The organism is Amycolatopsis echigonensis (genome assembly GCF_014174495.1).
Classification (GTDB): Bacteria; Actinomycetota; Actinomycetes; order Mycobacteriales; family Pseudonocardiaceae; genus Amycolatopsis; species Amycolatopsis echigonensis.
This window is the reverse complement of sequence record NZ_JACJHR010000045.1, coordinates 23093-49748: the sequence shown is the minus strand read 5'-3', so window position 1 is coordinate 49748 and position 26656 is coordinate 23093. Positions and strand designations below refer to the sequence as shown.

Genomic DNA, 26656 nt, shown 5'->3' with positions numbered 1-26656 from the left:
GAATCAGATTCCCTCAAGGAGTCCTTCACGGACCGTCGGGACGCCCCAAGAGCTCAGTCGACCGCGGGGGAGCCGCCCTTTCGCACCGGCAGCCCGGCCGCCGCCCAAGCCCGGAAGCCGCCCGCGAGATCCGTCGCCTTGGTCAGCCCCAGCCGCCGCAGATCCGCCGCCGCCAGGCTCGACGCGTACCCCTCGTTGCACACCACCACCGCGACCGTCTCCGCCGAAACGCCCGGCAGCCGCCACTCGCTCTCCGGGGCCAGCCGCCACTCCAGGTGGATCCGCTCCACGACCACCGACCCGGGAATCTCGCCCTCGGCGACCCGGTTGGCGTACGGCCGGATGTCGACGATCAGCGCGCCCTCGGCCTGCAGGTCGGCGGCGCGCGCCGGGTCCGCCCGGTCCAAGGTGGACCGGGCATCGGCGAGAAAGCGGTCAAGTGCGGTCATGACCGCACAATGGCAGGCAGCGGCGGGATCTCGTTCGGCACGTCGGCGAGACTCGCGTATTCGCGGGTCGGCACCAGCGGCGGCGAGTAGGCGTGGACGCTGGCCGCCGGTTCGCTCCCGACGCCGAGCACCTGGTGTGCGCGCCCGGCGCCGAAGCCGATGCCCTGCCCGGCGAGGTGCGTGCGGCGGCGCACCGGGCCGCCGGGGTAGCGGTACTCCTCGCCGAGTTCGCCCTGCAGCACGGTGAACGAACCCGAGGCGCCGCCGTGGTCGTGCGGTTTCGTGCTCTGGCCGGGCAGCCACGACAGCAGCCACAGCTCGACGCCGTCGGTCAGCGCGAGGCGGGCCCACCAGCGCCGGTCCTCGTCGAAGCGCAGGACGTCGCGCAGGCCGGTGGTCAGTTCGGTGGTGACCGTGCGGGTCAGGTCGGCCAGCTCGCGCGGCGTCCACAGCAGCCGCGACGGGTGCAGCAGTTCGGGCAGCAGCGGATCGGTCAGCTGCGGGTGGATTTCGACATCCGGACGGACGATGGACGTGGTCAACGGAGATGCTCCTGGGACGAGTCGGGGTCGGGACGCGAAGCGACGCGGCACGCCGACGAAGGATCAGCGTGCGTGCCGCGCCCGGCTACATCCGCTGGAAGCCACCAGGAGCAGGTCGATCGCGCGACGGCGCCAGAACACGGGGCGCGCGGACCTGGACATGCCCGGGATGCTGCCACAGCCTCGAGATCACGGCCGCTCGTCCCATCCGCTGGACACCCGGCGCGCCGTTACCCCCGGGCGGGTGCGCGCCCGCGCCCGGGCGACCGCCACAATGGGCGCGTGAGCGAGCCGATCCTGCCCAGCGATCCTGACGACCTCGTCGTGCGGATGTCCGGTGTCGGCGTCCGCCGTACCGGAAACGACCTCCTCGCGGCCCTCGACTGGGCGGTCGAGCTGGACGAGCGATGGGTGGTGCTCGGGCCCAACGGGGCCGGCAAGACCACCCTGCTGCGCCTGGCCGCCGCCGAACTGCACCCCACCTCCGGCACCGTCGACCTGCTCGGCGACCGGATCGGCAAGGTGAACATCTTCGACCTCCGCCCGCGCATCGGGTTCACCTCCGCCGCCATCGCCCAGCGCGTGCCCGGCGACGAGCGGGTCGCCGACGTCGTGGTCAGCGCCGGGTACGCGGTGATGGGCCGCTGGCGCGAGCAGTACGACCGGATGGACCTGGACCGGGCGACCGAACTGCTCGGCACCCTCGGCATCGCGCACCTGGCCGAGCGCACGTTCGGCACGCTCAGCGAGGGCGAGCGCAAACGCGTGCTGATCGCCCGTTCGCTGATGACCGACCCGGAGCTGCTGCTGCTCGACGAGCCCGCCGCCGGCCTCGACCTCGGCGGCCGCGAGGACCTCGTGGCCCGGCTGTCGGTGCTCGCGATGGACCCGGACGCGCCCGCGATGGTGCTGGTCACCCACCACGTCGAGGAGATCCCGCCCGGTTTCACCCACGCGCTGCTGCTGCGCGAGGGCCGCGCGGTGGTGTCCGGGCTGGTGGACGACGTGATCACCAGCGAGAACCTGTCCAAGACCTTCGACCAGGACCTGGTGCTGGAGCGTTCGGGCGAGCGGTTCTTCGCCCGCCGCAGGTAGCTTGACTAGGGTGTTTTACCGGCCGGTAGCGTGCCGACAGTTCGACAGCGCTTGTCTAGGAGGAGGAATCCCGTGGGAGAGTTCGTAACCCTGGAGGTCGAGGGCGGGGTCGGCACGATCCGGCTGGACCGGCCGCCGGTCAACGCGCTGAACAACCAGGTGCAGGCCGAGCTCGCCGAGGCCGCGCGCGAGGCGTCCGACCGCGACGACGTGCGCGCGGTGATCCTCTACGGCGGCGAGAAGACCTTCGCCGGCGGCGCGGACATCAAGGAGATGGCCTCCCGCACGTACCCGGAGATCGCGAAGTTCGGCGCCGAGCTGACCGCGTCGCTCGCCCGGGTCGCGAACATCCCGAAGCCGGTCGTCTGCGCGATCACCGGCTACGCCCTCGGCGGCGGCCTCGAACTCGCGCTGACCGCGGACTGGCGCATCGCCGGCGACAACGTGAAGGTCGGCCAGCCGGAGATCCAGCTCGGCATCATCCCCGGCGCGGGCGGCACGCAGCGGCTGACCCGGCTGATCGGCCCGAGCAAGGCCAAGGACCTGATCTTCACCGGCCGGTTCGTGAAGGCCGAGGAGGCGCTCAAGCTGGGCATCGTCGACGAGGTCGTGGCCCCGGACGACGTGTACGCGGCGGCGCGGAAGTGGGCCTCGCAGTTCGCGAACGGCCCGGCGGTGGCGCTGCGGGCGGCCAAGACCGCGATCGATTCCGGCCTCGACGTCGACCTGGCCACCGGCCTGAAGATCGAGACGCAGCTGTTCACCGCGCTGTGGGCGACCGAGGACCAGCGCAACGGCATGCAGTCGTTCATCGACAACGGTCCCGGCAAAGCCAGTTTCGAGGGGAAGTGACTTCCGTGTCCGACCCGGCCCCGAATCCGCACGCCACCGAAGACGAGGTCAAGGCGGCCTACGCCGACCCGAAGCTCGCGAACGTCCTCTACCACGACTGGGAAGCCGGGACGTACGACGAGAAGTGGTCCATTTCCTACGACGAGCGCTGCATCTCCTACGCCACCGACGTGTTCAACGCGGTGGCGGGCGAGGACGGCCAGCCGTACCAGCACGCGATGGAACTGGGCAGCGGCACCGGGTTCTTCCTGCTGAACCTGATGCAGGGCGGCGTCGCGAAGAAGGGTTCGGTCACCGACCTGTCGCCGGGCATGGTGCAGGTCGCGCTGCGCAACGCCGAGGGCCTCGGCCTCGACGTCGACGGCCGGGTCGCCGACGCGGAGCGGATCCCGTACGACGACAACACGTTCGACCTCGTGGTCGGGCACGCGGTGCTGCACCACATCCCGGACGTGCGCCAGGCGTTCGGCGAGGTGCTGCGCGTGCTCAAGCCGGGCGGGCGGTTCGTGTTCGCGGGCGAGCCGACGAAAATCGGCGACCGCTACGCGCGCCGGCTCGGCCAGCTCACCTGGTACCTCACCACGAACATCACCAAGCTGCCCGCGCTGAGCGGCTGGCGGCGTCCGCAGTCCGAATTGGACGAATCCTCGCGCGCGGCGGCCCTGGAGGCCGTGGTCGACATCCACACCTTCGACCCGTCGGAGCTGGAAGCGATGGCTCGCGGCGCCGGAGCCCAGGACGTCCGCGCGGTCACCGAGGAGTTCTCGGCGGCGCTGGCCGGCTGGCCGATCCGCACCTTCGAGGCCGCGGTGCCGCAGGAGAAGCTCACCGTGCGCTGGCGGCTGTTCGCCTACCACCTGTGGCTGCGACTGTCCGCTTTGGACAAGAAGGTGCTGTCGAAGGTGCTGCCGCGCGAGCTGTTCTACAACGTGATGATCACCGGGACCAAGCGGCCGTCCTGACTTGCCCTACAGTTTCACGCTCGACGACGTCGCCTTCCTGCGCTCCGCCGCGGGACGGGCGGCGCTCGCCGAGTGCTCCACTTTGGACGGTTCGCGGATCGCGGACGTCACCGCGGCTCGTCGCCTGGTCGGCGAGCACGCCGCACCGGTGCTGGAAACCGTTGCGTTGCGGCGTAAATCGGTTCTGAAACTGGCTGCTTCCGCTGATTGGCTGTTCACCGCGGACGCCTTGCAGCAGGCGAGTGCTACTCCAGTGGCTCGGCATCGGGCCTCCCGGCTGGCCGGTCTCGCCGTGCACGACGTCACGTGCTCGGTCGGCGCGGACCTGGTCGAGCTGTCCCGGGTCGCTTCGTCGGCGATCGGGTCCGACGTGGACCCAGTACGGCTGGAAATGGCCCGGCACAACGCTTCCGTCGCTGGAGTCACACCGCTCGTCGGGCGGGCCGACGCCTTGCGTCCGGTTTCCCGGGACACAGCCGTGGTCGCCGATCCCGCTCGCCGCGACTCCGCTGGCCGCCGGGTGTGGCGTCCGGCCGACTTCCTGCCGCCGCTCGACGAACTCGTGGCTGCCTATCCCGGCCGGATCCTGTCGGTGAAATGCGCGCCTGGTATGGATTTCTCCATCGCGCCGTGGGCGGACGAGGTGGAACTTGTGTCGCTCGACGGCCAAGTCCGCGAGGCTTGCTTGTGGCGAGGGCTTTCGTCCGGCGTCACCCGGCGAGCGACCGTGTTGCGTTCGGACGGTGCACAGTGGACTCTCACTGACGCGGAGCCGGACGACATTCCCGTGCGAGCAGCGGGGGAGTGGCTGGTCGACCCGGACGGCGCGGTCGTACGCGCCGGTCTCGTGCGCCATTACGCAGCGCGGCATGGCTTGTGGCAACTGGACGAACGCATCGCCTACCTCACCGGCGACACGCCGCCGCCCGGGGTGCGTGCTTTCCGAGTGCTGGACCAGTTGCCGTACCGCGAAAAGACGCTCGGGCAGGCGTTGAAGAAGCTCGACGTCGGACGGCTGGAAATCCTCGTCCGCGGCCTCGACGTGGACCCGGACGCCTTGCGTCGCAAGTTGAAACCGCGCGGGCGCGAAGAGTCCACTGTGGTGCTGACGCGGATCGGCCGGTCGCCGGTGGCATTCGTCTGCCGGGCCGAACGCATCCCATCGGAGGGTTTTCAAGCCGGGGAGCGCGGCGTAAGTTCTGCGGGTTGAACCGGCCAACATCGGCCAGGTGAAGAACGACGTCAAGGCGTACTACGGCGACCAGTTCAGCGACCTCGAAGGCGGCTACGCGGATCACCCGGTGAAGCTGCCGAACCCGATGTACTACCTGCCCTGATCTCGTGCCGGAGTCAGCCCGGGTCCCGCGCCGGGCCCGGGCTGCTCCGTATTCGTCAGCCGGAGTACCCGGCGAAGATCTTCGAGAACTCGTACGGCTGCTGGGAAACGTCGGTGCACCGGTAAAGCGGTCCGCTGCACGCGTTCGCGTCGCGGCCGAGTTCCCAGAACGACAGCATTCCCAGGTGGACACTCTGCGCGAAACTCACCACGGCGCTGGCGTCCTTCTGGTAGAAGATTTCGTTCTGCGAATCGTTGACGCCCAGCATCGGCGTGAGCCCGACCTTGCGCCAAGCGTCCGCATCGGACAGTCCGAGAGCCGATTTCAGTTGCGCCTGCGTGGATTGCGCCGCCTGGATCGCCTTGGCCCCCTGATCGCCGGAGCCCTGGTAGTAGTCCATCGCCATGACGTTCACCAGGTCGAGGTCGACGCCCGCGTCCCGCGCCGAGGTCACGACGTTCAGGCCGTCAGACGTGAGGCCGGTGGGAAGCACCGGCAGCGTCAGGGAGATCTTGAGTCCGGGATTGTCGTCCTGCACCTTTTTCAGTGCCTGCGAACGAAGTGCGATCGAAGCGGGGTCGGCGACCGCCGAGCCCTCGATGTCGACGTCGATGTACTTGAGGTGGTAGGCGTTGATCACCGCTTCGTACTCGCCGGCCAGCGAAGTGACGTCGCTGCACGCCTGTGCGAGCTCGACGCCGGACGCGCCGCCGAAGGAAACCTTGACGTCGCCGCCAGCCGCGCGGATCTTCGCGATTTCATCGGACTGCCAGCCCTGGCGGGGGTCGTAAGCAGCGAACCAGCTGGCCTTGCACGCAGCTCCGGTGACGAAGCCGAGGGTGAAACTCTTGATGCCGCTCTGCTCGGACATCGACGACAACACGGGCGACGGCCACGCGCCCATGTCCACATAGGGCGCGAGCGCGATCGACGAGCCGCTTGCCGCCGCGGTGCCCTGCGGCATCGCGAGTCCGGCGACGGCCAGCAGCCCGCCGAGCGCGGCGGCCAGTTTCCGGGGTGAGGACAGACGCATGGGTGGAACCTCCACGGTGAGGACCGAGGGGCGGTGAACCCCTGTCCAAATGGTATAGACCAATAACTCCGTGGTCGCCATACGCCATTAGTAGGCCGATCCGTCCCGCTGACCGGGATTTAGCGTTTCGCGGCGAGCCGGTACCGCAGGTCGACCGCGAGTGCCGGATCCCCGTCGTGCACCCGGTCCCACCGAACCGGCTTCCCGCCCGGATTGTCGAACAGCCGGACCCCGGAGCCGAGCATCACCGGCATGAGGTGCACGACGAACTCGTCGACAATCCCCAGCTCAACGCACTGCCGCGCGATATCCTGGCTGTGCAGCTCAAGATCCTTCCCGGCCGCCGCCGCGAGCCCGATCTCGACCGCTTCCCGGACGTCGCAGTCGAGAAATGTGACCCCGTCCTCCGGCTGGGCGTCCTCGGGATGATGAGTGAGCACAAAAACCGGGCCGCTCCACGCTCCGCCGTACGGCTGCCTGGCGACCTTCCCGGGCGCGCGTGCGGCAAGTGCGTCAAACCCGCTCCGCCCGCCCAAAATCGCCCCGACCCGCGCGATGGATTCCTCGTGCACTCCCGGCGTGACGTGCACGCCCGACATCCAGTCCATCGCATGCCCGTCCGCGGCGACGAACCCGTCCAGCGACATCGCGACGTGCCACAACACCTTGCCCATGAGCCCTCCTCGTTCGCTTGATACGAGGTAGACCGGCGGAGTCGCGAAAACTCATCGGTCCGCAGGCGTCAGGTTCTCCGCACAGGTGCTCAACAGCCCAGCCAGCCGCCGCCGCTCGGGCTCCGACATCCCGGCCAGCATGCGCTCCTCAACCTCGCCGACCGCCCGATGCGCCTCGCTCAACCGAGCCTCACCGGACGCCGTGAGCCGCACCGGCCGCGCCCGCCCCGTCGGCGCTACCTCCGCAACCGCGACCAGTCCAGCCGTCTTCAGCCCGGTCAACACGTCTCGCAACGACTGCCGCGTCACAAAACACTGCCGCGCCAACTCGGCCGACGACGCCCCCGGGTTCTCCGCGAGGGCCACCAGCACCGCGTACTGCGCCATCGACAACCCGATCGGACGCAACAACTCGTCGGACGCCTGGCGGAACGCCTGCTGCACCCGCTTGACGAGATACCCCGGCCGACGCGTCGTCTCTTGACCCATGACAGGAGCCTTACACACAAGGCCCTTGTCCGCGAACATTCACGCGAGCACCGACTGCACCCGCGTGGTGAACTACGTCCAGTGGTCCAGCGTCGAGGCCTTCGAATCCATGCTCGCCGACCCGCAATGCCGAGAACACCTGTCCGCCGCCGCGGCCTTGGCCGAGCACGACCCGCACCTGTACACGGTGGAGTCTGTGCACCACGCCTGACCTGGTGGTCAGCCGACCGCCAGCGCGGTGACCCCGGAGACGTAGCGTCCGCCCTTCACGTCGCCCAGTGGCACCAAACGAGGCGCCGTAAGCGGTTTCCCGTCCTCCACGGTGGACAGCAGCAGCGGTCGCCCGCCCGTCCGCGCCTCGGCGAGCGTTACTGCCGCGCCGTAGCCGTCCGCTCCCACCGCGACCACCGGAGTGTCCGACTTCGGAAACACGCACGCCAGCGCGAGCACGAGCGCTAGCGGCGGCCCGGACTCCTGGTGGGTCTGCGTCCCTGCGTCGGAGCCGAACCGCGCGGTCACCGTCTGCCGTGGCAGCTTCGCCAGAAACGAGGGCGGCAGCGTCACCGAACGGCCGTGCGCGGTGATCCGCACCGGTTGTGCGGCAGGCTGTGCGGCGGAAACCGCGACGGAAACACTTCGCACGTCCCGAATCGTCCGCGACCCGTCGCGGTCGCCCGGCACGGTCAGGTCGACACCGCGCCGCCCGCCCCGGAAGACCGCTGGATGATTGCCGAACGACGGACTCAGCTCGGCGAGCGCGAACGTCACGGCCCGATGACCCGCCCCGTAAACTCGCACCGTTACCCGCAACGCGGTGTTCTTCCCGGGCGGCAACACAGGAGCCGCGTCGTTCACGACCTGGTCAAGCCGTGCCCCGTCCAGTTGCGCGGCGGTCCGGTCCCCGGGCTTCGCGACAGTCCCGCCGACCTCGACCCCGGGGGCGGCCTCCGCGACTCCAGCGGTTCCGATGAGGAAGCCGACCATCGCGAGAGCGAGCATGGTCCTGCGCATCCGCGTCTCCTCTGCTGCGATTGCTCCGCGGTTGCGGAGCAGGAGGGAGACTTTAGCCGCTTTTTCGGCTCCCAGGCAGAGGGCTTCTCACCCTTGCGCGTCTGCTCGCAGCTGACGGTCCGGACCGTTTCGAAACCTTCGCGCGAGACGGCTGCGCCCCGCTGCTGGCTCAACCAGCGGCGAACCCCAGCCCGGCCGAGTCGTCCCGACCAAGCTGGGGTCGTCGCGCCGTCACTTCTTCCGGGCCACCAGCACCGTGTCCCGCACGGACCTCTCCGCCGCCGTCCGCTCCCGGACCTCTGCGGCCACCGAAGCCCACGACTGGTCCAACGTCTCCGCCACTTCCTCAGCCGTGAACATCATGTCCGGCATGTGCGGCCGCCCGGCGTGGTGATCTGCGGGGTCGTGGCCCACCACCAGCAGCGTCCCGCCCGGTGCCACCGCGTCCGCGAGCCGCGCGAACGCCACCTTCCGGGCCGCCGACGGCACGTGCAGGAAATGCGTCGTCACCAGATCGAACTTCGATTCCGGCACCCATTCGGCCAAGTCCGCGGCGACCCAGGCGATGCGGTCCGCGACCCCGAGTTTCCCTGCCTGCGCGCGCCCTCGTTCGATGGCGGTCGTGGAGAAGTCGACCGCCGTCACGCGCCAGCCCTGCTGCGCGAGCCATATCGCGTCGCCGCCCTCGCCGCAGCCCGCGTCCAGCGCGTGGCCCGGTTCGAGGTCGCGAGCCTCGGTCACGAGCTGATCGTTCGGCCGCCCGCTCCACATCTCGTCCTGCGAGCGATACCGCTCCTCCCAGGAGGCACGGTCGAACGGTGGCGCGTCCGCGTGGTTGGCCCGCGCGACCTCCCGCTCCATCTCGTGCGAGAACGGCATTTCCCGCAGCCGCACGGCTTCCTCGGCCTCCTCCTCGACCAGCTCGCCGTTGATCGCCGCCCCTGCCATCAACCCCGCGGCGGCCGAAACCACGACCTGCGCCCGCATGTCCGTGACGTTCCCCGCCACCCACAAGCCGGGCACGGACGTCCGTCCGGTCGCGTCCGCGGGAACCCGCGTCCCGATCACGAACCCGTTGAACTCCACCGGTTCCGGCTCGATCCCGAGCGGCGCGAGAAAGTCCGCCCGCGTCTTGGCCGGCGCCGCGACCGCCAGCGCCTCGCGCGCGACGACCTCGCCCGATTCGAGCCGGACCCCGGTCAGCTGGTCGTCCTCGGCCTCGACCGCGGCGACCACGCCGTCCACGATCCGGACCCCGCGGGCCAGCAGCGGAGTCTCGTCGAAATCGCCGTGGGTGTGCCGGAAAACGACCACGTCGTCGGTCAGCTGCCGCCACATCAACGCCTGATGCACGGTCAGCGGACCGCTCGACAGCACGCCGACCGCCCGGTCGCGCACCTCCCAGCCGTGGCAGTACGGGCAGTGCAGGACGTCCCGCCCCCAGCGCGCCGCCAGCCCGGCGACGTCGGGCAGTTCGTCCACGAGACCGGTCGCGACCAGCACCCGCCGCGCGTGCGTGCGCCGCCCGTCGGCCAGCGAGATCTCGAACCCGTTGTCTCCCTTGGCAATCGACGTCACCGTCTGCGCGACGACCTCGCCGCCGTATCCGGCGAGCTCGGCGCGGCCGAGCGAGAGGAGTTCGGCAGGCGGTGTGCTTTCGCGGCCGAGGTAGTTGTGCACGTGCCCGGCCGGCGCGTTGCGCGGTTCGCCGGAATCCACGACCAGCACCGACCGCCGGGACCGCGCGAGCGCCACCGCTCCGCTCAGCCCGGCCGCACCGCCGCCGACCACCACCACGTCGTACTTCTCGTCCACTGGATCCTCCTGTAGTCCCCGTGCCTTCGGACTATCCGGAGAACGCGCCGACTTGACAAAGTTCTTTGCCGAAGTGGCAAATTGAGCGGCATGAGCGAAGACGATCAGGACCTCGGCGAGATCCTGCACTCGGTCGGCCCGAGGCTGCGCGCCCTGCGCAAGCAGCGCAACGCGACGCTGACCGGTCTCTCGGAAACGACCGGGATCTCGGTGAGCACCCTGTCGCGGCTCGAAGCCGGGCAGCGCAAACCCACCCTGGAACTGCTGCTCGCGCTGGCCCGCGCCTACCAGGTCCCGCTGGACGAACTGGTCGGCGCGCCCCCGACCGGCGATCCGCGCCTGCACCCGAAACCGTTCGTCCGGCACGGCCGGACCTATGTGCCGCTCACCCGGCGTCCGGGCGGCCTGCGCGCCTACAAGATGATCCTGCCGCCGGAGCGTTCCGCCGAACCCCCGGACCAGCGGGTCCACGAGGGGTACGAGTGGATGTACGTCCTGTCCGGACAGTTGCGCCTGATGCTCGGCGAGCACGACGTAACCCTCCGGCCGGGCGAGGTCGCCGAGTTCGACACCCACGTTCCGCACTGGTTCGGCAACGCCGGCGACCAGGTCTGCGAGGTCCTGGCGCTTTTCGGTCCGCAAGGCGAGCGCTTCCACGTCCGAGCCCGGCCTGCCTCTTGACGCATACCCATATCGGCATATGATTGCCGCATGGCACGGGCAGCGACCACCGCGGACGTCTTCAACGCCGTCGCCGAACCACGGCGCCGGGAAATCCTGGACGTCCTCGCCGAGGGCGAACGGCCGGTGAACGACCTCGTCCGTCTGCTGGGCCTGGGGCAACCGCAGGTGTCGAAACATCTGCGAGTGCTGCGCGAGGTCGGCGCGGTCGAGGTGCGGGACGAGGGCAGGCAACGCCTGTACCGGCTGAACGGCCGCGCCCTCAAACCGATCCACGACTGGGTGCGCCGGTACGAACGTTCCTGGGAGGAACGGTTCGCCTCGCTGGACGCCGTGCTGGAAGAAATGGGTTCGACCGAGGAGGAAGACCATGACGGACACGACGACCGGCACGGCGAAGGTGACGCTGCCCGCTGACGACCAGATCCTGATCACCCGGGATTTCGCCGCCCCGCGGCAGCACGTCTACCGCGCCTGGACCACGCCGGACCTGGTGAAGCGCTGGTGGGCGGGCAAGCGGGGCACGGTGACGTCGGTGGACATCGACCTCCGCGTCGGCGGCCAATGGCGCTACGTGATGATCGCGAACGGCGATTTCGAGGTCGCTTTCCACGGTGAGTATCGAGAGATAACGCCCAACGAACGCCTGGTCCACACCGAGGTCTACGAAACCCCAGGTGCCTCGGACGTCGGCGCACCCGTGGTCACGGTGACGTTCGCCGAATCGGGCGACCGCACCAGAGTGACCATGCTGACCGAAACGCACAGCAAGGAACTCCGCGACGCCATCCTGGAATCCGGCATGGAGGGCGGCATGCAGGAGTCGATGGACGCACTGGAGGAAGTCGCGGTCTCGTTGGAGTGAACGGTCCCGGGGCGGCGGCCCGGTCTTCCCCTGCCCGGGCCGCCCGCACCAGCGCGGGCTGTCCCGAGTCAGCCGTACGAGTAAAAGCCCTCGCCGGTCTTGATGCCCAGTTTCCCCGCCTCGACGTAGCTGCGCAGCAGCTCCCGGGGTCCGGTCGGCAGGTGCGGATTCTCGTCCGCGTAATGGTTTTCGATGTCCAGTACGACGTCCAGGCCGACCTGATCCATCATCTGGAACGGCCCGTACGGCAGATGCCAGTTGATCTTGAACATCCCGTCCACGTCCTCCGGCCGGGCGACGCCCTCCGCGACGACGGCCAGCGATTCCCGTTTGATCGCCGCCCACACGCGGTTGAAAATGAAGCCGACGCTTTCCTTCCGCGCCTCGAACGGATGAATGCCGAACTCCGGCAGCACGCCGAGCAGGGTGTCGAGCACGGTACGGCCGGTTTCGCCGTCGGACATGAGGTCGACCGCGTTCGCCGTCGGCGGCATGTAGAAGTGGATGTTGCACAGCCGCGATTTGTCGCGCACCTTCTCGGCCATCATCCGCGACGGATACGACGACGAGTTCGTGGCGAAGATGGTGTCGGCGGGCGCGGCTTTGTCGATGTCGCCCCACAGCGGGATTTTGATGTCGAGCCGCTCGGGCACCGCCTCCACGACGAGCCACGCGTCGCGCAGCGCTTCCTCGATCGACGTCGCGTCCTCCACCCGGCCGATCTCGCCGCTGCCGCGTTTTTCGATCAGGACGGGCAACGTCTCCGCCACGTACTTTGCCGCCGCGTCGACCTGTTCGGAGCTCGGGTCGCTGATCCGCACAGTCCCGCCGCGGGAGGCGAACATCAGCGCGATGCGCCTGCCCAACGTTCCGGCACCGAACACGGTGACCGGCCGGTCGCGGATCTGGTCGAATGTGTACGCGTACGGCATGGCGGGCTCACCCTTTCGATCTCGCGCCAAGAAGACCATCCGGCCTCGTCCGTCGCAATTCCGCGTCCACCGCCGGGGGACTGGCCGTGTAAAATGCGACGTCGTCGAGGTTCGCGAGGTTCGCCGTCTCTGTTACGGCTTCGCCCGTCGCACCGGCGGAATCTTGGCCGACTTCCGCGTTCCGACTGTCACTCCGAACTTCTGGCAAGCTGTCATCGAGTATCCCGACCGCAGGCTCTCGGTCGTCGCTGCCAACGACGTGCCGGTGGTCGCGCTCGCCCGTCCTCGCGCGTTCGCCTTCGCGCCAGCACGCGAGTAGGGGTCGCTGAAGTTCGCCGACGAACCGGAACTGGCCGCCGTGCTGGCGGAAACGGGTCAGTTCTAGGTGCTCACCCCCGCCGACCTCGAGCGTTCCTTTGTCGCCGAAAACTGGCCACACCGCACTCGGTCCGACGTCGCCTACTGGAAGTCGGCGACGCTCGGCGAAGCCCTGTTCAATTACTGGGACTGACCTCCCGAAGCCCGGACAGCGGAAAGGTGCCGCCGCCGGACACCGTGACAGAGCCGGAGAACGCGTCGCCGTCGACCGTGGCGGTCACGCTCACCTCGAAGCGCACTGGATCGGTGACCAGCGCCGTGAAAGCGATCTCCTGGCCGTCGACGGTTCCCGACACGATGGGGACTGTGACCTTCAGCTGAGTGTCGAAGATGGACCCGGACACCTGAGTGCCGTCGGTGGCGAGGTCGAGGAGCAGATCTTTGCTTCCCGTGGGATGGGTGAACGTGACTTTCCAGCTTCCGTCCGGACCGGTTTTCCCGCTGGCGTGCCGAACCTGCTGGTCCGGGCGAGCGACTGGCACCGGTGGTTCGCCGAGGGCCGGTTGCCCGGGTTTCACCGGAACGCCCGCGGAATTCAGGAATCCCGCCATCATCCGGTAATAGCCGACGAGGAACAGGATCTCGATGATCTCGGCATGATCGCGAGTCGCGGCGAGAGCTGCCCAGGTTTCGTCGGACACAAAGGCATTCGCGCACAGTTCGTCGACGGCGCGCAGCGCCGCGTCGTCCTCGGGCGGCCAAGTGGCGTCCGGGTCGGAGAGAGCCGTGATCTCCGCTTCGGTCGCGCCACCGCCAAGCGCGGCGGGCGCGTGGTTCGCCCATTCGTACGGAGCGTCGCACCGGAGCGCGACGCGCAGGATCGCCAGCTCGCGGATCCGCGGACGCAGTTTTCCTTGACTCATCAGGTAACTGCCCAACGCGCCGGACGCCCGCAGCACCTCCGGTGCGCGGGCGAGAACCTGGATCACAGTGTCCGCGCCGAGTTTCGCCAGCTTCTGCTGCTCGGGATCCATCTCGTCGAGTTCGAGGGGAGGGATACGGGGAATCGTCGCGTGCGGCATGTCAGTTTCCTTCCGCGGGCAGGCGATCGAGCGCCGCCCGCGCGTCGTCGAGGCTGAGCAGTGGGTGCGAGTAGATGTCGATCAGCGCGCGGGCGAGCATGGTGTCGCCCGCCGGGCTGAGGATGTCGACGCCGGCCGCCCGGGAAATGTGTTGGTGCAGCACAGTGATCGACAACGCCATCGCGGTGCCGATCGCGGCGCGGACCTTGGGCTCGACCGTCGGCGGATCCGTCCGTTGCCGATCAGCGGCGACGAGCTGGCGCGTGCCGAGTTCGACCATTTCGTCGAACAACGGCGCGACCCCGCCGTCGACCAGCGCACGGACGAGGTAGTCCCGGTACGGCCCGACAGCGATTCGCGCTGCCGCGACGGGGTTCGCGGTGACGCTGGCCGACAGGTCGTCCGGCACCTGGTCGTTGAGCTGGCGGAGGAGCTTGATCAGGTGCGCGTCGCACGCCTCGCGGAGTGCCTGTTTGGACCCGAAGTGGTGCCGCACCAATCCCAGGGACACCCCGGCTTCCACCGCAATGCCCCGGATCGTGGCGCGCTCGAAGCCGTGCTCGCCGAAATGCCGCATCGCCGCGTCGCGGATGCGGGCGCGTGCGGTCAGGTCCTCGGGGTCGGTCATGCCGTCGTCGCTATACGCATGAACAGCATGCTATACGCTTGTATAGTCGCCGCGCCAGGGCGAAACCGTGCAGGAACGTCGTTGTCCCCGCGCGGATGCTGGTTCAGAACTGCTTTTCGCCGCCGTCGACGTAGATGTTCGCGCCGAGAATAAAGCTGCTCTGCTCCGACGCGAGGAACAGCACGGCGTCGGCGACCTCTCGCGGCGTTCCCATCCGGCCGAGCGGAACGCGCGCCGCGAAACTCGCCCGGGCCGCGTCGACCTTGTCCGCGGCGAGCGACTTTTCGAGCACTGGCGTGTCGATGGAGCCGGGCGAAACCACGTTGACCCGGATGCCGCGGTCCTTCAGTTCATTGGCCCACGTCCGGGCGTAGGACCGGACGGCGGCCTTGGACGCCGAGTACGCCCCGAACGACTCGAGGCCGTCGTCCGCGCGCACCGACGAGTTCAGGATCACCGACGCGCCTTTGTTGAGCAGCGGCAACGCTTTCTGCACGGTGAAGAGCGTGCCGCGAACGTTGGTGTCGAAGATCTGGTCGAAGTGCTCTGCGGTGGTCTCTTCGAGGGTTGCGAAGGATCCCGCCGCCGCGTTGGCGAAAACGATGTCGAGCCCCTTGCCGCGGGCGCGAACCGCGTCATAGAGCCGATCGAGGTCGGCCAGATTGGCGATGTCGCCTGTTATCGCAGTGGCCGCCCCGATGCTCTTCGCGGCGGTGTCCAGCGCGTCCTGATTCCGGCCGGTGATGAAGACGTGCGCGCCCTCGGCGGCGAGCCGTTCGGCGGCGGCCAGGCCGATCCCGCTGCTGCCGCCGGTGACGACCGCTGTCTTGCCCTCGAGCTGTCCCATTGCTGACCTCCGGATAATTCGGTACCGATCGGTACCTAAGGATGACCGTAGCACTTCTGAACCGATCGGTACCGAAGAGGTATGCTGGCACGATGACCAGCCAGGAGAAGGCGCACATCGGCCGGCCGCGCGGATTCGACGCCGACGAGGCGCTGCGGCGCGCCATGCTGGTCTTCTGGCAGCAGGGCTACGAAGGGGCCAGCCTGGCCGACCTGACCGAGGCCATGGGCATCACGAAAACCAGCATGTACGCGGCTTTCGGCAACAAAGAGCAGTTGTTCCGCAAGGCTTTGGCGCTCTACGACGAAGGCCCCGCCTCCTATGGCCCGCGAGCGTGGGCGGAGCCGACCGCCGCCAAGGTGGCCGCCGCGATACTCAACGGGGCCGTCCGAGCGACGACCGACCCGGACTGTCCGGCGGGATGCCTGGGCGTCCAAGGCTCATTGGCGGCTGGCGAACTCGGCCATCCTGCGCGCGAACTGTTGGTCGAGTGGCGCAACGCTGCTCGTCGAGCCCTCGAAGAGCGATTCCAGCGAGCCGTCGACGAGCGCGATTTGCCGCCGGATGCCGATCCGGCGCGGCTGGCCCGCTACATTATGACGGTCGCGTTCGGAATCGCCGTCGAAGCTGCCAGCGGTGCGAGCCGGGAAGAGCTACAGGAAGTCGCCGACGCGGCCATGCACAATTGGCCGCCTGTCTGAGTTTCAGTGACTGCAGTAAAGGTCGACCGCGATGGTCATCCGAGCGCGGAACTCGTCGGGGGTCTCCGCGTCGTGCTTGATCCCGATCGCGGTGCTGATCAGTGTCCCGGCGACGTCGGCAGGGGAGCGGCCGCCGATCGCCTCGACGACGAGCGCACGGAACCGTTTCGGATATTCGACTGGCATGGTGCCGAGCAGGTCGGGGTTCGAGTCGATCAGGGCGTCGATCTCCGCGGCCATCGGCCCGGCGTAGCGGCCGGCCCAGTGGTCGAACGCCTTGATCAACCGCTCGCGAAGCGGTTGCCGTGAATCGGCGAGAGCGAGCCGAGCCGCCTCGATGCTGCTTTCGAGTGAATGCTGCACGGTGGCGCGGAACAGCTCCGGCTTGGACGAGAAGTAGAAGTACAGGCCGGGACGCGAAATGTCCGCCGCCTTCGCGACGTCGTCCATGGACGCCTTGCGATAGCCGTAGCGCGCGAACACCTCCAAGGCCGAGTCCAGTACCTGCGTGCGCCGATCGCTGCCCATAGACACACTATACAAACTTGGTTCAGTGCGTATAGTCGGCAGGGTGCCTCAGCAATCCCTGATCCGTACGGCCTTCGACGCCGCCAGCACCGCTCACGACGTCGTCGCAGGCCTCAATCTCACTGGCGTTCGCGCCGTCGTCACCGGTGCCACGTCCGGCCTAGGCCGCGAAACAGCCCGCGCGCTCGCCTCTGTTGGCGCCGATGTCACCCTGGCCGTACGCAACATCGCTCTCGGCGCGAGCGTCGCCAATGACATCGCCGCATCCACCGGAAACCGCGCCGTCCGCGCCGCACACCTCGAACTGGCCGACCTCGCCACGGTCACCCGCTTCACCGACGGCTGGGACGGCCCGCTGCACCTGCTGATCAACAATGCCGGCGTGATGCGTCCGATCCTGGGTCGCACTCCGCAGGGTTGGGAACTGCAGTTCGCGACCAATCACCTAGGCCATTTCGCGCTGGCGCTGGGCCTGCACGAGGCCCTAGCCGCAGGCGCGAATCAGCGTGGAGCGGCCCGGATCGTCGCGGTGACCTCCGGCGCGCACATGTACTCACCCGTTGTCTTCGATGACATCCACTTTACCCGGCGCGCCTACGACCCCCAATTGGCTTACGGGCAGTCGAAAACGGCCAACTCGCTGTTCGCCGTGGAAGCGACTCGCCGCTGGGCAGCCGACGGAATCGTCGCCAACGCGGTGAACCCCGGCGGAGTTTCCACTGGCCTGCAACGGGATTTCACCCAAGACATGAAGGATCACCTAGCCCGGCTCGAAGCCGCCGGAGTCTTCGCGTACAAGACCATCGGGCAAGGCGCGGCCACCACTCTCGTCGCCGCGACCGCCCCGGAATTCGCCCATAACGGTGGTCATTACCTGGACGACGGCAACGAAGCCGCGACAGTTCCCGACGATGTCGACTTGGCAGGCAACAGCCACGCCGTCAAACGCTGGGCGCGCGACGGCGCGGCCGCGCGGCAACTGTGGGAGCTGTCCCTCGACCTCGTCCGCCAACCCTGAGCAGGTCCACTCCCCAACACAGCCAACGCAAAGCAGCTTGCCGCCGCTGACCAACCCGGGCGATCACGATCACTCACGCCCTCGCCCCTGAACGGCGAAAGCGCCGCCCCGACTCGGGATCCATCCGGGAGCACCCACAGTCCTGAGCGGAAGCTGCGGCACAGATCACGCCGTCGGCCGGCCCGCCCCCGCGTAATCGTCGCCAGGCTTCCGATACGGATGAACCTGCACCGCCTGCCCAGTCTGCGGCGCGTCGATCATCTGCTGGTTTCCGATGTAAATCCCCACGTGGTGGATCGTCGAAGCGGGCTCCCCGTAGAAGATCAAATCGCCCAATTGGGGTTCGCTCACATGGGCAACGCTGCGGAATTGCGTGTCCGCCGTGCGCATCAGCTTGATGTCAGCGCTCGCGTAAGCCGCGGTCGTCAGACCGGAACAGTCGAACCCAGGGTCGGCATCGCGAGTGCCGTTGCCGCCCCAGACGTACGGCAGTCCAATTTGGTCAATCGCGAAGTCGACCGCCGTGAGCACCGCGGGGTTGGGCGGCTGATCGCTCTGGCCGACCGTGCCGTAAACGTTGGTCGTCGCCAACGTCCGATGCAGAACGACCGGTGCCGGCTCCAGCGTGGCGACCCCGTTCCACCAGTCCGTCGCCAGATCGCGGCCATTCGCGCAGAGCGCGCGCCCGGCCGTGAGCGCCGAGTCATCGATGTTCTGAATGTCAGGCTTACCGCCGGACGCACTGCGCTGCCACTTGCTCCACACCGCGGGGGAGAGCTGCAACGGCCCCGCCGCTCCCGGCGTCGACACGGGCCGGTGATAGAAGTCGAAAACCTCCACCGTGCCAAGCGGTTTCGCGAGCGTCCCGTTTTCCCCGACTCGATTACCCTGTGCCCGCCCATGGTCGCTGGCGATCTTCCCGATCGCAGCGAGAGTGATCCAGGACAGGTGACAGCCGGGCTGTTCCTTGCCGAGCGTGACGGTCGCCTGCGCGTACCCGTTCATCGCCCGCAACGGAATGTCAAGCCACTGACTGGTCCGCGACGCCCAAGCGCCGAACTCCCCAGCCCGCGGCACCCCAGGCTGAGTCGGCACCACCGACGCCGGCGCGGCCGTCTTCGAGGTACCCGGCACCAATGACGACGTCGCCGCCACGTTCCCGGAATTCGCGTCCCCGGCACCGCCACCCGGCAAAACCTGCACCGCGACGACCAACGCCGCAACGACCACCACAGCCGCCGCCAACGCCACCACAACCCGCCGATTCCGCGCGAGAAAACCCTGCCCCGCAGAACCCTCTCGCCCCGACGGCTGGAGCTCGTCGCCATCTAACGGCGACTCGCTGGTCAACGCGGCCGCGCCTCCATCCCGCAACGACTCATCAGCCACCCCGGAAGTTTCGCCACTCAGCGGCGACACCCTGGTGGGCTCGAGTGTCTCGCCATTCGATGGCGAAACACCAGACGAGGTCGCACCACCATTCACCGGCGAGACATCGCCCGGCTCGGACGCGTCGCCGTTCAACGGCGAAACGCTGGCCAAGTCTGCTGCGTCGCCACTCAGCGGCGACGTGCTGGTCAACTCGGGCGAGTCTCCACCCCGCGACGACTCATCGGCCCGCCCGGAGGTTTCGCCACTCAGCGGCGACACCCCGGTCGACCCAGGATTTTCGCCGCCCGCCGACGACGATTCACCGACAGACGCATCACCCAAGTCGGCCGATCCGCCGCCCGCCGACGTCTCCTCGCTCGCGGACAGATCATCGAAGCGAGCCGTTTCGCCGCTCATCGGCGACGCTCCACTCGCGAAAGGTTCGCCCGAGTTGACCGGTTCGCCGCTCCCCGCCGATGCGCCGTCCACGGACGGATCACCGGAGCGAGCCGATTCGCCGCTCATCGGCGACGCGCTGCCGGCGGACGGCTCACCGGAGCTGACAGATTCGCCGCTCGTCGATGACGCGCTGCCAGCAGACGGCTCACCGGAGCTGATCGATTCGCCATTCACCGGCAACGAACCCGTCTCCCGAGGCTCCTCGCCGCCCACGTCCGCTCCCGCACCAGGCGTGACCTGCGATTCGCCATCCAGCGGCGATCGCCCAGCCCCGTCCATCACCGGCCCCCGGCGAGTCTGGACAACACGAACTCGCGCAGCACGTCCAGCTCCGTGTCGACCCCCACCTCGATCGGCCGCCCCGTCGACCTGTTCGGGACCGCCCTCCGGTCGACGATCGTCATGCCGCGGGTCGGGCCGTGGCCGGAGTCGATGTCGACCGGGTAGGTCTCCGTGCGCAAGATGCCTGGGCGGATCGCTTCGGCGACGGCCACCGCGTCGTGCATGACGATCCCTTCATAGCCGAGCACCTGACGGTAGTGCGCGAGGTAGTCCGGAGTGAACGAGTTCAGCGCCTGCCCGATCGGTCCGGACGCGGCGAGTTTCGCCAGCCACGTGCTGTCGACCGCGCACCGGTGAGTGAGGTCGAGGGGGACCATCACGCACGGGACGTCATCCTCGGCGATCACGCGCCGCGCCGCGTCCGGGTCGGCCCAGATGTTGAATTCGGAGACGGCGGTCGAGTTGCCGAGGGTGATCGCGCCGCCCATCAGGACGATGCGCGCGATCTTCGAACGCACGCCGGGGTGGGCCGCGAGCAGGGCGGCGATGTTCGTGAGCGGACCGATCGGCGCGATGGTCACCGGCTCGTCCGAGGCTTCGAGCAGCGAGACCATCAGGCTGACCGCGTCGGAATCCTCGAGCGGGCGGGTGGCGTCGGGCAGCGAAGCGGCGTGCCCGGAAAGCCCGTCGGAGCCGTGAACGGTGCTCAACCGGTGCAGTTCGCGAGCGAGGAGCGGCCGCGAGGCGCCTGCGGCGACCGGCACGTCCGGGCGGTCGCACAACTGCAGCAGCCGGCGCGCGTTAGAGGTCGTCGTGGTCAGCGGCACGTTGCCGAAGACGGTTGTCACGGCCAGCAGGTCGACGTCCGCCGACCTCGCGGCCAGTGCGATCGCGAAAGCATCATCGACTCCGGGGTCGGTGTCGATGATCAGCTTGGTCCCCATCCTGCTCCCCTTGCGTGTGGCCGGCCGTCGTCCACAGGTTACGGTCAAGGGCATGACGTCGATGTGGGGTGCGCCCGCGTTGTCGCGCGTGCGCGCCTGGCGGCGGGCCCGGCGGGACCCGCACCAGGCGAAGTTCCTGACGGCCGACTCGCTGCGCTGGGTACTGCGCAATCGCGCGTACACGCCTTGGTATCTCGTGCGGTACTACCGGCTGCTCAAATTCCGCATCGCGAACCCGCACATCATCCTGCGCGGCATGCTGTTCCTCGGCAAGAACGTCGAGATCCACTGCCGTCCCGGTTACGGCCGGATGGAGATCGGCCGCTGGGTGCACATCGGCGACGGCAACGCCATCCGCTGTCACGAGGGGTCCCTTCGCATCGGCGACAAGTCGGTGTTCGGGCGGCAGAACGTGATCAACTGCTACCTCGACATCGAGCTCGGCGCCGCGACGCTTGTCGCCGACTGGGTGTACATCTGCGACTTCGACCACGTGACCGCGGACATCCACGTGCCGATCAAGGACCAGGGCATCGTCAAGTCGCCGGTCCGGATCGGCCCGGACACGTGGCTCGGCACGAAGGTCAGCGTCCTCAAGGGCACGCGCGTCGGCCGCGGCAGCGTGCTCGGCGCGCATGCGGTGGTCCGCGGTGACATCCCGGACTACTCGATCGCGGTCGGTTCACCGGCCCGCGTGGTCCGCAACCGCGAGGACGATTACGCCGCGGATGCGGCCCGGCGCGAGGCTGTCGCCGACATGGCGCGCAAGGCGAACAAGGCACTGCAGAAAACGCTCGGCGACAGCTGACGTCCGCGCGGCCGCACGTTGAGTTCGGCGGCGAAAATGACCTGACAGCGCCGATAACCTCGCCTCATGAGCGAAGCCCTCCATCGGCACGTCGCCGCCTTCAACAATCGTGACCTTCAAGCCCTCCTCGACGGCTTCACCGAGGACGCGGTCTGGATCACCGGCAACAGCGTCGCGCGCGGACGCGACGAACTGACCGAGCTGTTCAGCGGTGCCATGGAACAACTTCTCCCGACGCTGACGGTCGAGAACATTCTGGCGGACGGTGACCAGGTTGCCGCCCAATTGACCGAGCGGCTCACCCACAACGGCGAGGAGCACGTTTTCGCCATCGCCGGCTTCTATCAGCTGGCCGGAGACCGCATCAAGTCGGCGAAGATCTACCGCGAGGGAAGCGCCGAACTCGGCTGAGCGGCTGTTGCCGTTTTTTGGCGAATCGCGCTGACCTGCGGAAACGACCCCTTGCAGGGCTCGGTGAGCCGGTCCTCGGCAGGGATCGAACCGTCTGAACACTTCACTCGACGCCGCAGTCAGACGGTTCCGGCAGCGCCTTTGCCACTGCGTGGTCGGCCAACGGGCAAATCCCGCCAAGCCGCAGCCGCGCAGGTGCTCAACCGTCTTGCCGAGGCAGGCCAGACCAGGGACACCTCAGAGCAGGAAGTGGAACAACGGACTCCCCGGCTCCACCTGCTCCACCTGCAGCGGGCTCTTCTCCAGTCGTGCCAACAGCCCCGGCAGATCCGCGCGCCGCGGGATCTCGACGCCGATCAGCGCCGGACCGATCTCCCGGTTGTTGCGCTTCACGTACTCGAACCGCGTGATGTCGTCCTCTGGCCCGAGGATTTCGTCAAGGAACCGCCTGAGCGCACCAGGTTCCTGCGGGAAGCTGACGAGGAAGTAGTGCTTCAACCCCTCGTGCATCAGCGAGCGTTCGAGGATCTCGCTGTACCGGCTGACGTCGTTGTTGCCGCCGGACACGATGCACACCACGGTCTGCCCAGGCTCGACCTGCACGCTCGCCCCGAGCGAAGCGGCCGCGAGCGCACCCGCGGGTTCAGCGATGATGCCGTCCGATTGGTACATCGACAGCATCTCCGTGCACACCGCGCCCTCGGCGATGGAGGTCAGCTCCGCGCCGCTGTCCCGGATCAACGGGAACGTGACCTGACCGGCCTCACGCACCGCGGCGCCGTCCACGAACGGGTCCACCGCGTCGATCCGCACCGGTTCACCCGCTTCGAGAGCCGCTGCCATGCACATCGCGCCCGCCGGTTCGACGCCGACGACCCGGATGTCCGGATGCCGCTCGCGAACCCACGTCGCGATCCCGGCCAGCAACCCGCCGCCGCCGACCGGCACCACCAGGACATCCGGCACGAAGCCGAGCTGCGAAACCACTTCAAGCGCGACGGTGCCCTGACCAGCAACAGTGCGGACGTCGTCGAACGCCGGCACGAGCGTCGCTCCAGTGCGGTGGGCGTCGTCTTTAGCCGCGGCGAAGGCATCTTCGTACGTCTCGCCGACAACGATGACCTCGATGTGCGCGCCGCCGAGCGTCGCAATGCGTTCGCGCTTCTGCCGAGGCGTCGTACCCGGCACGTACACGCGACCGTTCGCCCCTAAACGGCGACACGCGTACGCGACGCCTTGGGCGTGGTTGCCAGCGCTCGCGCATACGACACCGCGCGCCCGCGTCTCAACGTCGAGCTGCACGATGAAGTTGTACGCGCCGCGGATCTTGTACGACCGGACCGTCTGCTGATCTTCGCGCTTAAGCCAGACGCGCGCGTCTACGCGGGACGAGAGACGCGCGTTGGGCTCGAGGGGCGTGCGTGTGACCACGCCCGCGAGCCGTTCGGCGGCCTGCTCGACCAGTTCTGCGTTCACCGTGTCGATGTCGTGCACTCGGGTGAATGTACTTCGCACCCGGTGAACACGTCCGGGGCACTCAGGTCACAGGTTGCGTTCACGTCTTCGGGACGGCCGGGTACGGGACGAACGTGCTGGTGTTTTCGTCCACCGTGAGCGGTTTGCCGATTGCCGGGAACGCGCGTTGCGAACAAGCGGGCCGATCGCACACCTTGCAGCCCATGCCGATCGGCGTCGCGGCGGCGGGTTCGTCCAGGTCAAGACCGGTCGAGTAGATCAGGCGACCAGCGTGGCGCAGCTCGCAGCCGAGGCCGACGGTGAACGTCTTGCCCGGGCTGCCGTACCCGCCGATATTGCGCGACACCGTCCGCGCGACCCAGAAGTACCGCTTGCCGTCGGGCAGCGCCGCGATCTGCGTGAGGATCTTGCCCGGCGAGGTGAAGGCCTCGTAGATGTTCCACAACGGGCAGGCACCGCCGACGCGCGAGAAGTGGAAGCCCGCCGCCGACTGGCGTTTCGACATGTTCCCGGCCCGGTCGACCCGCACGAACGAGAACGGCACGCCGCGCTGTTTTGGCCGCTGAAGAGTCGACAGCCGGTGGCACGTGGTCTCGAAGCCGACGCCGAAGTGGTCGCAAAGCCGCTCGATGTCGTACCGGAACTCCTCCGCCGCCGCCAGGAACGGGCCATACGGGAGGATCAGCGCGCCGGCGAAGTAGTTCGCCAGGCCGACGCGCGCGAGCGTCCGCGCGGCTGGGCCGGAAAACGCCCACGAATCGGCGAGTTCGGTGATCAAGTCGTCGTATTCCAGCAACGCGATCTGGGACGCCATCCGGAACGCCTGCTGTCCGACGCGCAGGCTCGGAGCCAGCCGCAACACCCGCGTCGCCGGCTCGTACCGATGCTGTTCACCCGCGGATTCGTTGATGCCCTCGTTCGTCACGTCGACGCCGTAGCGCTGCCACAGCCGTTCCTTGAGCGATCCGAGCACCGAGCCGCGCCGCAGCGGGATCTGCGCGGCCATCTTCTCGGCCCGCTCGTCCAGCTCGGCGACGTAGTTCTCCCGCTCGTAGAAGAAGTCGCGAACCTCCTCGTGCGGCAGCGGCGCGGCGGCGCTCCCGTGCAGGCCGAGCCCGTTTTCGGTGGTCAGCGCGGCCGTGCTCTCGACCGCGTTGCGGTAGCTGCGGTGCAGTTTCACCAGCGCTTGGGCGATGGACGGCAAGTTGCTGGCCAGGTCGTTCAGCTCGCTCGTGGTCGCTTCGATGCCCACGGCCTCGTCGAGCAGGGCTTCTTTCACGTCAGCGACGAGCCGCGAGGTGTCGTTGTTGGCGAAGAACTCGGTGTCGACCCCGAACGCCTGCGTGATCCTCAGCAGGACCGGCACGGTCAGCGGGCGCGAGTTGTGCTCGATCTGATTGAGATAACTGGGTGAGATCTCGAGCACACGGGCGAGGTCCGCCTGGCTCATCGACCGGCTTTCGCGCAGATGCCGCAGCCGCGCTCCGGCGAAAGTTTTGTCCATGGGTGCTCCGTCCGACCGGAAGGTTTCCGGGCCTGAACGATTACGTGAACGATCAAGCCCGCGAATTTTCGCTGCGGTTGCGAACCGCAGATTCGCAACCTTTGCAACATGCTAGGCAACCTTCGCAGAAATTGGCAAATTGGAGCGGTAGACCGGGTTTTCGGGCTCGTGTCAGGGTCGTGACCAGGTAAGGCGAGCAATCGCAAACTTCGCAACACGGGAGAGTCCGATGACCGAGCAGGCCAATCAGCTCGAGCAGGCGGCGGCCGAGCTGGCCGAGCAGTGGAAGACCGACCCCCGCTGGGCGGGTGTCCAGCGGACCTACTCCGCCGCCGACGTGGTGAAGCTTCGCGGTTCTGTCGTCGAAGAGCACACCCTCGCCCGCCGCGGCGCCGAGAAGCTGTGGGAGCTGCTGCACAGCGAGGACTACGTCCACGCGCTGGGCGCCCTCACCGGCAACCAGGCCGTGCAGCAGGTGCGCGCCGGCCTGAAGGCCATCTACCTGTCCGGCTGGCAGGTCGCCGCCGACGCCAACCTCGCCGGCCAGACCTACCCGGACCAGAGCCTCTACCCGGCCAACTCGGTCCCGGCCGTCGTCCGCCGCATCAACAACGCGCTGGGCCGCGCCGACCAGATCAACTGGGCCGAGGGCAACGGCGACATCGACTGGTTCGCCCCGATCGTCGCCGACGCCGAAGCCGGCTTCGGCGGTCCGCTGAACGCGTTCGAGCTGATGAAGGGCATGATCGCGGCCGGCGCCGCGGGCGTGCACTGGGAAGACCAGCTCGCGTCCGAGAAGAAGTGCGGCCACCTCGGCGGCAAGGTCCTCATCCCGACCAAGCAGCACGAGCGCACCCTGAACGCCGCCCGTCTCGCCGCCGACGTGCTGAACGTGCCGACCCTGGTCGTCGCCCGCACCGACGCGCAGGCCGCGACCCTGCTGACCAGCGACGTCGACGAGCGCGACCGCAAGTACCTCACCGGCGGCCGCACCTCCGAGGGCTTCTACGAGGTCAACAACGGCATCGAGCCGTGCATCGACCGCGGCTTGGCCTACGCGCAGTACGCCGACCTGCTGTGGATGGAGACCTCCACGCCGGACCTCGAGGTCGCCCGCAAGTACGCCGAGGCGATCAAGGCGCAGTACCCGGACCAGATGCTGGCCTACAACTGCTCGCCGTCGTTCAACTGGAAGAAGCACCTGGACGACGACACCATCGCGCGGTTCCAGCGCGAACTCGGCGCCATGGGCTACAAGTTCCAGTTCATCACGCTGGCCGGTTTCCACGCGCTGAACTACTCGATGTTCGACCTGGCGCACGGCTACGCCCGCAACGGCATGAGCGCCTACGTCGACCTGCAGGAGCGCGAGTTCGCTTCGGAGGAGCGCGGCTACACCGCGACGAAGCACCAGCGCGAGGTCGGCACCGGCTGGTTCGACCTGGTCTCCACCGCGCTGAACCCGGAGAGCTCGACCACCGCGCTCAAGGGTTCGACCGAAGAAGACCAGTTCCACTGACGCACCCGCGGGCCGGCGATTCC

Annotated in this window: 30 protein-coding genes and 1 pseudogene; 15 read left to right on the top strand and 16 right to left on the bottom strand. The window is 68.3% G+C overall.

Features of this window, described 5'->3' with window-relative positions; translation table 11 throughout:
- Positions 1-53: 53 nt before the first annotated feature.
- Positions 54-449, bottom strand: coding sequence for a rhodanese-like domain-containing protein (locus H5411_RS27730; protein WP_101435365.1), 396 nt, complete (start codon positions 447-449; stop codon positions 54-56).
- On the bottom strand, positions 446-991 hold the full coding sequence (locus tag H5411_RS27725; protein ID WP_101435364.1) for a cysteine dioxygenase: 546 nt from the start codon (positions 989-991) through the stop codon (positions 446-448). Before H5411_RS27725 ends, H5411_RS27730 begins: the two co-directional genes overlap by 4 nt.
- 282 nt (positions 992-1273) lie before the next feature.
- On the opposite strand from H5411_RS27725, the gene H5411_RS27720 reads away from it, so the two are divergent.
- The 5 genes and pseudogenes from H5411_RS27720 to H5411_RS49830 form a co-directional block, all read left to right on the top strand.
- Entirely contained in the window at positions 1274-2086 is an 813-nt protein-coding gene (locus H5411_RS27720) for an ABC transporter ATP-binding protein (protein WP_101435363.1), read from the top strand.
- 72 nt (positions 2087-2158) lie between these two features.
- Positions 2159-2938 carry an enoyl-CoA hydratase/isomerase family protein gene (locus H5411_RS27715; RefSeq protein WP_101435362.1) on the top strand — a complete coding sequence of 260 codons (780 nt, stop codon included), beginning with the start codon at positions 2159-2161 and terminating at the stop codon, positions 2936-2938.
- Positions 2935-3900, top strand: a complete 966-nt coding sequence (locus H5411_RS27710; protein WP_101435361.1) for a class I SAM-dependent methyltransferase — start codon at positions 2935-2937, stop codon at positions 3898-3900. The genes H5411_RS27715 and H5411_RS27710 overlap by 4 nt, the downstream gene beginning before the upstream one ends.
- A 1-nt stretch (position 3901) precedes the next feature.
- Positions 3902-5110 (top strand): class I SAM-dependent methyltransferase, encoded by a 1209-nt coding sequence (locus H5411_RS27705; protein WP_101435360.1) that lies wholly within the window; start codon positions 3902-3904, stop codon positions 5108-5110.
- 46 nt (positions 5111-5156) lie between these two features.
- Positions 5157-5237, top strand: a pseudogene (locus H5411_RS49830) (HAD family acid phosphatase); the annotation flags it as partial.
- Between the two features lie 55 nt (positions 5238-5292).
- Here the strand turns inward: H5411_RS49830 and H5411_RS27695 are convergent.
- From H5411_RS27695 to H5411_RS27685, 3 genes are all read right to left on the bottom strand, one after another.
- Positions 5293-6270 (bottom strand): chitinase, encoded by a 978-nt coding sequence (locus tag H5411_RS27695; protein ID WP_167441875.1) that lies wholly within the window; start codon positions 6268-6270, stop codon positions 5293-5295.
- Between the two features lie 119 nt (positions 6271-6389).
- Positions 6390-6944 carry a dihydrofolate reductase family protein gene (locus H5411_RS27690; protein ID WP_101435358.1) on the bottom strand — a complete coding sequence of 185 codons (555 nt, stop codon included), beginning with the start codon at positions 6942-6944 and terminating at the stop codon, positions 6390-6392.
- 51 nt (positions 6945-6995) lie between these two features.
- On the bottom strand, positions 6996-7433 hold the full coding sequence (locus tag H5411_RS27685) for a MarR family winged helix-turn-helix transcriptional regulator (RefSeq protein WP_101435357.1): 438 nt from the start codon (positions 7431-7433) through the stop codon (positions 6996-6998).
- Positions 7434-7458: 25 nt separating this feature from the next.
- Between H5411_RS27685 and H5411_RS27680 the strand changes: the two genes are divergently transcribed.
- Positions 7459-7644, top strand: a complete 186-nt coding sequence (locus H5411_RS27680) for a hypothetical protein (RefSeq protein ID WP_183125499.1) — start codon at positions 7459-7461, stop codon at positions 7642-7644.
- Between the two features lie 8 nt (positions 7645-7652).
- Here H5411_RS27680 and H5411_RS27675 read toward each other — a convergent pair whose 3' ends face one another.
- Entirely contained in the window at positions 7653-8444 is a 792-nt protein-coding gene (locus tag H5411_RS27675) for a hypothetical protein (protein ID WP_101435356.1), read from the bottom strand.
- A gap of 231 nt (positions 8445-8675) precedes the next feature.
- Complete coding sequence (locus H5411_RS27670; protein ID WP_101435355.1) at positions 8676-10259, bottom strand: bifunctional NAD(P)/FAD-dependent oxidoreductase/class I SAM-dependent methyltransferase; 1584 nt, start codon at positions 10257-10259, stop codon at positions 8676-8678.
- 90 nt (positions 10260-10349) lie between these two features.
- Between H5411_RS27670 and H5411_RS27665 the strand changes: the two genes are divergently transcribed.
- The 3 genes from H5411_RS27665 to H5411_RS27655 are packed head-to-tail and all read left to right on the top strand — an operon-like array spanning position 10350 to position 11805.
- On the top strand, positions 10350-10940 hold the full coding sequence (locus tag H5411_RS27665) for a helix-turn-helix domain-containing protein (protein ID WP_183125498.1): 591 nt from the start codon (positions 10350-10352) through the stop codon (positions 10938-10940).
- Between the two features lie 30 nt (positions 10941-10970).
- Positions 10971-11357 (top strand): ArsR/SmtB family transcription factor, encoded by a 387-nt coding sequence (locus H5411_RS27660; RefSeq protein WP_101435353.1) that lies wholly within the window; start codon positions 10971-10973, stop codon positions 11355-11357.
- Positions 11311-11805, top strand: coding sequence for an SRPBCC family protein (locus H5411_RS27655; protein ID WP_101435352.1), 495 nt, complete (start codon positions 11311-11313; stop codon positions 11803-11805). The genes H5411_RS27660 and H5411_RS27655 overlap by 47 nt, the downstream gene beginning before the upstream one ends.
- 68 nt (positions 11806-11873) lie before the next feature.
- On the opposite strand, the gene H5411_RS27650 is transcribed toward H5411_RS27655, so the two are convergent.
- Positions 11874-12737, bottom strand: coding sequence for a 3-hydroxyacyl-CoA dehydrogenase family protein (locus tag H5411_RS27650; protein ID WP_101435351.1), 864 nt, complete (start codon positions 12735-12737; stop codon positions 11874-11876).
- A 385-nt stretch (positions 12738-13122) separates the two neighbouring features.
- On the opposite strand from H5411_RS27650, the gene H5411_RS48565 reads away from it, so the two are divergent.
- Positions 13123-13248: a hypothetical protein gene (locus tag H5411_RS48565; protein WP_279629988.1), complete on the top strand. Its 126-nt coding sequence runs from the start codon at positions 13123-13125 to the stop codon at positions 13246-13248.
- Here H5411_RS48565 and H5411_RS27640 read toward each other — a convergent pair.
- The 3 genes from H5411_RS27640 to H5411_RS27630 form a co-directional block, all read right to left on the bottom strand.
- Positions 13232-14137 (bottom strand): carboxymuconolactone decarboxylase family protein, encoded by a 906-nt coding sequence (locus tag H5411_RS27640; protein WP_101435350.1) that lies wholly within the window; start codon positions 14135-14137, stop codon positions 13232-13234. The two genes, H5411_RS48565 and H5411_RS27640, sit on opposite strands and share 17 nt — an antisense overlap.
- A gap of 1 nt (position 14138) precedes the next feature.
- Complete coding sequence (locus H5411_RS27635; protein ID WP_101435349.1) at positions 14139-14765, bottom strand: TetR/AcrR family transcriptional regulator; 627 nt, start codon at positions 14763-14765, stop codon at positions 14139-14141.
- Between the two features lie 103 nt (positions 14766-14868).
- Complete coding sequence (locus tag H5411_RS27630) at positions 14869-15612, bottom strand: SDR family oxidoreductase (RefSeq protein WP_101435348.1); 744 nt, start codon at positions 15610-15612, stop codon at positions 14869-14871.
- 92 nt (positions 15613-15704) lie between these two features.
- Here H5411_RS27630 and H5411_RS27625 point away from each other — a divergent pair, with 92 nt between their 5' ends.
- Positions 15705-16313: a TetR/AcrR family transcriptional regulator gene (locus tag H5411_RS27625; RefSeq protein WP_101435347.1), complete on the top strand. Its 609-nt coding sequence runs from the start codon at positions 15705-15707 to the stop codon at positions 16311-16313.
- A 3-nt stretch (positions 16314-16316) separates the two neighbouring features.
- Here H5411_RS27625 and H5411_RS27620 read toward each other — a convergent pair whose 3' ends face one another.
- Positions 16317-16841 carry a TetR/AcrR family transcriptional regulator gene (locus H5411_RS27620; protein WP_101435346.1) on the bottom strand — a complete coding sequence of 175 codons (525 nt, stop codon included), beginning with the start codon at positions 16839-16841 and terminating at the stop codon, positions 16317-16319.
- Between H5411_RS27620 and H5411_RS27615 the strand changes: the two genes are divergently transcribed.
- Positions 16822-17859: an SDR family NAD(P)-dependent oxidoreductase gene (locus H5411_RS27615; protein ID WP_312878630.1), complete on the top strand. Its 1038-nt coding sequence runs from the start codon at positions 16822-16824 to the stop codon at positions 17857-17859. The two genes, H5411_RS27620 and H5411_RS27615, sit on opposite strands and share 20 nt — an antisense overlap.
- 165 nt (positions 17860-18024) lie before the next feature.
- Here the strand turns inward: H5411_RS27615 and H5411_RS49825 are convergent, their stop codons facing one another.
- Entirely contained in the window at positions 18025-19113 is a 1089-nt protein-coding gene (locus H5411_RS49825; RefSeq protein WP_101435344.1) for a C40 family peptidase, read from the bottom strand.
- Positions 19114-19967: 854 nt separating this feature from the next.
- Positions 19968-20915 carry a nucleoside hydrolase gene (locus tag H5411_RS27605; protein ID WP_183125497.1) on the bottom strand — a complete coding sequence of 316 codons (948 nt, stop codon included), beginning with the start codon at positions 20913-20915 and terminating at the stop codon, positions 19968-19970.
- 52 nt (positions 20916-20967) lie between these two features.
- Between H5411_RS27605 and H5411_RS27600 the strand changes: the two genes are divergently transcribed.
- Positions 20968-21723 (top strand): acyltransferase, encoded by a 756-nt coding sequence (locus tag H5411_RS27600; protein WP_101435341.1) that lies wholly within the window; start codon positions 20968-20970, stop codon positions 21721-21723.
- 66 nt (positions 21724-21789) lie between these two features.
- The gene (locus H5411_RS27595) at positions 21790-22134 is read left to right on the top strand and encodes a nuclear transport factor 2 family protein (RefSeq protein ID WP_183125496.1); all 345 of its coding nucleotides are present in this window, start codon (positions 21790-21792) and stop codon (positions 22132-22134) included.
- A 237-nt stretch (positions 22135-22371) separates the two neighbouring features.
- Here H5411_RS27595 and ilvA read toward each other — a convergent pair whose 3' ends face one another.
- Entirely contained in the window at positions 22372-23628 is a 1257-nt protein-coding gene (gene ilvA / locus H5411_RS27590; protein WP_183125495.1) for a threonine ammonia-lyase IlvA, read from the bottom strand.
- 61 nt (positions 23629-23689) lie between these two features.
- Positions 23690-25114, bottom strand: a complete 1425-nt coding sequence (locus tag H5411_RS27585; RefSeq protein WP_101435338.1) for a short-chain fatty acyl-CoA regulator family protein — start codon at positions 25112-25114, stop codon at positions 23690-23692.
- 229 nt (positions 25115-25343) lie between these two features.
- Between H5411_RS27585 and aceA the strand changes: the two genes are divergently transcribed.
- The gene (gene aceA, locus H5411_RS27580) at positions 25344-26633 is read left to right on the top strand and encodes an isocitrate lyase (RefSeq protein ID WP_100266719.1); all 1290 of its coding nucleotides are present in this window, start codon (positions 25344-25346) and stop codon (positions 26631-26633) included.
- Positions 26634-26656 lie beyond the last annotated feature (23 nt).

Excerpts from the sequence above, each read along its gene's own strand:
- H5411_RS27695 (WP_167441875.1), bottom strand. The coding sequence starts at position 6,270 with ATGCGTCTGTCCTCACCCCGGAAACTGGCCGCCGCGCTCGGCGGGCTG.
- H5411_RS27630 (WP_101435348.1), bottom strand. The coding sequence starts at position 15,612 with ATGGGACAGCTCGAGGGCAAGACAGCGGTCGTCACCGGCGGCAGCAGC.
- H5411_RS27605 (WP_183125497.1), bottom strand. The coding sequence starts at position 20,915 with ATGGGGACCAAGCTGATCATCGACACCGACCCCGGAGTCGATGATGCT.
- H5411_RS27620 (WP_101435346.1), bottom strand. The coding sequence starts at position 16,841 with ATGGGCAGCGATCGGCGCACGCAGGTACTGGACTCGGCCTTGGAGGTG.
- H5411_RS27690 (WP_101435358.1), bottom strand. The coding sequence starts at position 6,944 with ATGGGCAAGGTGTTGTGGCACGTCGCGATGTCGCTGGACGGGTTCGTC.
- H5411_RS27625 (WP_101435347.1), top strand. The coding sequence starts at position 15,705 with ATGACCAGCCAGGAGAAGGCGCACATCGGCCGGCCGCGCGGATTCGAC.
- H5411_RS27730 (WP_101435365.1), bottom strand. The coding sequence starts at position 449 with ATGACCGCACTTGACCGCTTTCTCGCCGATGCCCGGTCCACCTTGGAC.
- H5411_RS27665 (WP_183125498.1), top strand. The coding sequence starts at position 10,350 with ATGAGCGAAGACGATCAGGACCTCGGCGAGATCCTGCACTCGGTCGGC.
- H5411_RS27660 (WP_101435353.1), top strand. The coding sequence starts at position 10,971 with ATGGCACGGGCAGCGACCACCGCGGACGTCTTCAACGCCGTCGCCGAA.
- H5411_RS27685 (WP_101435357.1), bottom strand. The coding sequence starts at position 7,433 with ATGGGTCAAGAGACGACGCGTCGGCCGGGGTATCTCGTCAAGCGGGTG.
- H5411_RS27650 (WP_101435351.1), bottom strand. The coding sequence starts at position 12,737 with ATGCCGTACGCGTACACATTCGACCAGATCCGCGACCGGCCGGTCACC.
- H5411_RS27600 (WP_101435341.1), top strand. The coding sequence starts at position 20,968 with ATGACGTCGATGTGGGGTGCGCCCGCGTTGTCGCGCGTGCGCGCCTGG.
- aceA (WP_100266719.1), top strand. The coding sequence starts at position 25,344 with ATGACCGAGCAGGCCAATCAGCTCGAGCAGGCGGCGGCCGAGCTGGCC.
- H5411_RS27640 (WP_101435350.1), bottom strand. The coding sequence starts at position 14,137 with ATGCCGCACGCGACGATTCCCCGTATCCCTCCCCTCGAACTCGACGAG.
- H5411_RS27595 (WP_183125496.1), top strand. The coding sequence starts at position 21,790 with ATGAGCGAAGCCCTCCATCGGCACGTCGCCGCCTTCAACAATCGTGAC.
- H5411_RS27585 (WP_101435338.1), bottom strand. The coding sequence starts at position 25,114 with ATGGACAAAACTTTCGCCGGAGCGCGGCTGCGGCATCTGCGCGAAAGC.
- H5411_RS27675 (WP_101435356.1), bottom strand. The coding sequence starts at position 8,444 with ATGCGCAGGACCATGCTCGCTCTCGCGATGGTCGGCTTCCTCATCGGA.
- H5411_RS27655 (WP_101435352.1), top strand. The coding sequence starts at position 11,311 with ATGACGGACACGACGACCGGCACGGCGAAGGTGACGCTGCCCGCTGAC.
- H5411_RS27635 (WP_101435349.1), bottom strand. The coding sequence starts at position 14,765 with ATGACCGACCCCGAGGACCTGACCGCACGCGCCCGCATCCGCGACGCG.